This window comes from Castellaniella caeni NBRC 101664 (assembly GCF_001592225.1).
GTDB classification, from domain to species: domain Bacteria; phylum Pseudomonadota; class Gammaproteobacteria; order Burkholderiales; family Burkholderiaceae_B; genus Castellaniella; species Castellaniella caeni.
This window is the reverse complement of record NZ_BCWN01000044.1, coordinates 1-3,045: the sequence shown is the minus strand read 5'-3', so window position 1 is coordinate 3,045 and position 3,045 is coordinate 1. Positions and strand designations below refer to the sequence as shown.

The 3,045-nt window shown below is 51.9% G+C and carries 3 protein-coding genes; all 3 read left to right on the top strand.

Translation table 11 applies throughout. The features are described from left to right. On the top strand, positions 1 to 1,405 hold a 1,405-nt coding region (locus tag CCA01S_RS14980; RefSeq protein WP_066459937.1), incomplete at its 5' end, for a polysaccharide biosynthesis protein. A gap of 122 nt (positions 1,406 to 1,527) precedes the next feature. Continuing rightward, positions 1,528 to 2,088, top strand: coding sequence for a hypothetical protein (locus CCA01S_RS15790; protein WP_157076564.1), 561 nt, complete (start codon positions 1,528 to 1,530; stop codon positions 2,086 to 2,088). A 45-nt stretch (positions 2,089 to 2,133) separates the two neighbouring features. Next, on the top strand, positions 2,134 to 3,000 hold the full coding sequence (locus CCA01S_RS15510; RefSeq protein WP_084386837.1) for a DUF2971 domain-containing protein: 867 nt from the start codon (positions 2,134 to 2,136) through the stop codon (positions 2,998 to 3,000). Positions 3,001 to 3,045 lie beyond the last annotated feature (45 nt).

Below are 3,045 nucleotides of genomic sequence, written 5' to 3'. Positions count from 1 at the left end.
AAAGCCAGTGATTGTGGTGGGGGCCGGTACGGCGGGCGCCATGTTGCTGCGCGAGCTGGCTCGCAGTCCTGATTGGCGGGTGGTTGCCTTGGTAGATGATGATCGCCACAAGCAGGGGCGCGATCTCAACGGCTGTCGCGTTGAAGGGGCCACAAAGGATTTGCCTGCGGTGTTGACGCGCCACGGCGCAAGGCATGTCATTTTGGCGATGCCCTCGGCGTCCGCCGAGGCGCTGCAGGCCGTTACGCGGCTGGCCACAGATGCGGGCGCCTCTCTGTTCACCATTCCGGGGCTGGCCGAGTTGATGAGTGGGCGAGTAGCTATTAACGTAATGCGCCCGGTCAAAATTGAAGACTTGCTGGGACGCGAGTCGGTGCGCATTGACAACGAGAACGTGCAGGCGATGCTCAAGGGTAAACGCATTCTTGTGACAGGGGCTGGCGGTTCTATCGGTAGTGAGCTTTGTCGCCAGCTTTCGCGCTTTGAGCCCGCCTGTATCGTGCTGCTGGAGGCCAGCGAGTTTGCCTTGTACATGATCGAGCAGTGGTTTGGCGAGCATCGCCCCGAGGTGGCAGTCGTGCGGCTGGCAGGGGATGTCAAAGATCAGGCCCGGATGGCGCAGGTATTCGCCGACCACCGACCCCAAGTGGTATTTCATGCTGCGGCTTATAAGCACGTACCGCTGATGGAAGTCGGTAACGCCTGGCAGGCTGTGCGCAACAATGTCCTGGGCACGCTGACGGTAGCTCGGGCAGCGCGTGATGCGGGCGTCGGGCGTTTTGTGCTGATTTCAACCGACAAGGCAGTGAACCCCACCAATGTGATGGGGGCCACCAAGCGTGTGGCCGAAATGGTGTGCGAGGTCATGCAGCAAGGGCCGGGCACGACGCAGTTTCACGTGGTGCGGTTTGGCAACGTGCTGGGCAGCACGGGCAGCGTCATCCCCAAGTTTCAGTCTCAGATTGCGCATGGCGGCCCGGTGACGGTGACGCACCCGGAAATCAATCGCTATTTCATGTCAATCCCAGAGGCGGCCCAATTGGTGCTGCAAGCAGCCGCCATGGGACACGGCGGTGAAATTTTTGTGTTGGACATGGGTGAGCCCGTCAAGATCGTGGATCTGGCCCGCAACATGATTCGCCTGTCGGGCTTCGCCGAAGACGAAATTCATATCGAATTTACCGGTTTGCGTCCCGGAGAAAAGCTGTACGAAGAACTGCTAGCTGATGCGGAAGAGACGCTGCCTACACCACATGAAAAACTGCGTATTGCCCGCTCGCGTGCTGTGCCGGATGGGTTCTGCGAGGAAGTGCTGGCTTGGTTGGCCCAGGCACCCTTGGGTGACGATGAGGTACGGGCGGGCTTGAAGCGCTGGGTGCCGGAGTATGAGCCCATGGGTGGCTAAATGTTGTGGTAACTCTGATGAGGCAGACTCAGGGCTGATGGTTGATGGTTGATGGTTAATGGTTGATGGTTAATGGTTAAATATAATATTAAAATTGTTTATTTGTGATGGATGGGATTGTGATGGTTTGGTTTCTGAAAAATACGTGGTTTGGGTATTCTTTGCTCGTATTTTTTTTGGTTGTTCTTTTGTTGCTTATTTTTCGTGCGTGTTCAAGGTATCAGGAAGAAGAGAAAAAAACTAAATCGGTAGATATTCGACTTGGTAATAATGAAATGATTCAGGTTTGGGCTTTAACATATCAACAATCAGCAGAAAGCCTTAGAGAGCTTGCTAGAATATTGGCCAGTGTTAATTTTGCAGGCTTGGCTGGCAGTGTTGCCGTATTGGTGGCTGACAAAAGGGTAGTAGTAAATATCGAATTTCTGTATGCGGCTGTTATTATATTTTGTGTTGGATTGATTTTTTCTGTGTTCCCCATTGCCAGTTTGTCGGAAAAATTTCGAGATAATTTATCTGAGATAATGAATATGTTGGCAACCAATCAGGCATGTGCGTGTGATGTGAGATTGCATCATACTTGGCCAAGAGGGGTGTCTTTTTTTTCCACTGCCATTTTCATCGTCCTGTTGGGGGCCGGAGTTACTGCTTTTTCGTTCGCCTTTGTGGGGGTGCATCCGTAGGCTTTGCGGTATGCGCTGTTGTGTGACCTGGCCTGCAGCTCTATTATGGCTCCATCTTCTCTTTTTAAATTCTTCAATAAATCGGCTACCAATAATCAAGCGACGTATGAATCGATATTTAGAGGAAGGGTGAAATTCACTCCGATTGCCGAGCTTAATGATCCGGCAGAATTTAATCCAATATTAAACCGGGAGGTTGTTGAAGCATCCCTCGAACATCTGCGCAGTAAAGGACACTCGGAGGCGGATTTGTTAGAGCTGAATCGGCAAGGTGCGATGTTTCGAGCGCTTGCTCCAGACCATATGGCCGTGCCGATTCCTGAATCACGAGAAAAGGCAGATGCTCTCATTCGCAGTGCTTTCTACGATCAGACTGCGATCCTCGAAAGGCGACTCATTTCGATGGCAAAAGAAATTGCATCGCGTGTTGGGGTATTTTGTCTTTCGAAGAGCTTTAAGTCGTTGCCAATGTGGGCGCATTATGCCGACAACGCCGATGGTTTTGTGGTCGAATATAACGACTTGGGAAAATCGTTTAAAGGTGATGAGACTGGCGTTCTAATGCAACTCGGTGATGTCATTTATGAAAATGAGATCAAGGGCGTTACATTTGATCCGTCATCGTATCGATCTCTCTTTTTCTCCAAGAACGGGGATTGGGATTACGAGCGGGAAGTGCGGATAGTACTGCCGCTCTCTAAGTGCGGTGTACTGGAAAGTGGTTCAGGAAAATTCTATTTCTTCGACCTGCCGTGCGCATGTGTACGTCGCGTAATCCTCGGCTGGAATATGCCGGAGGCAGTAGTGGAAGCTATTAAGGATGCGGTGGCGGCGGCAAACCCCTGTGCGACTGTTGTCCATGCACAGTTCCATCGCGGTGAAGTTCGCATCGCCGGTGAAAAATTATATTAATGAGTTTATGATCCACCCGCTGACTCGGCGTACCCCCCCCCCCCC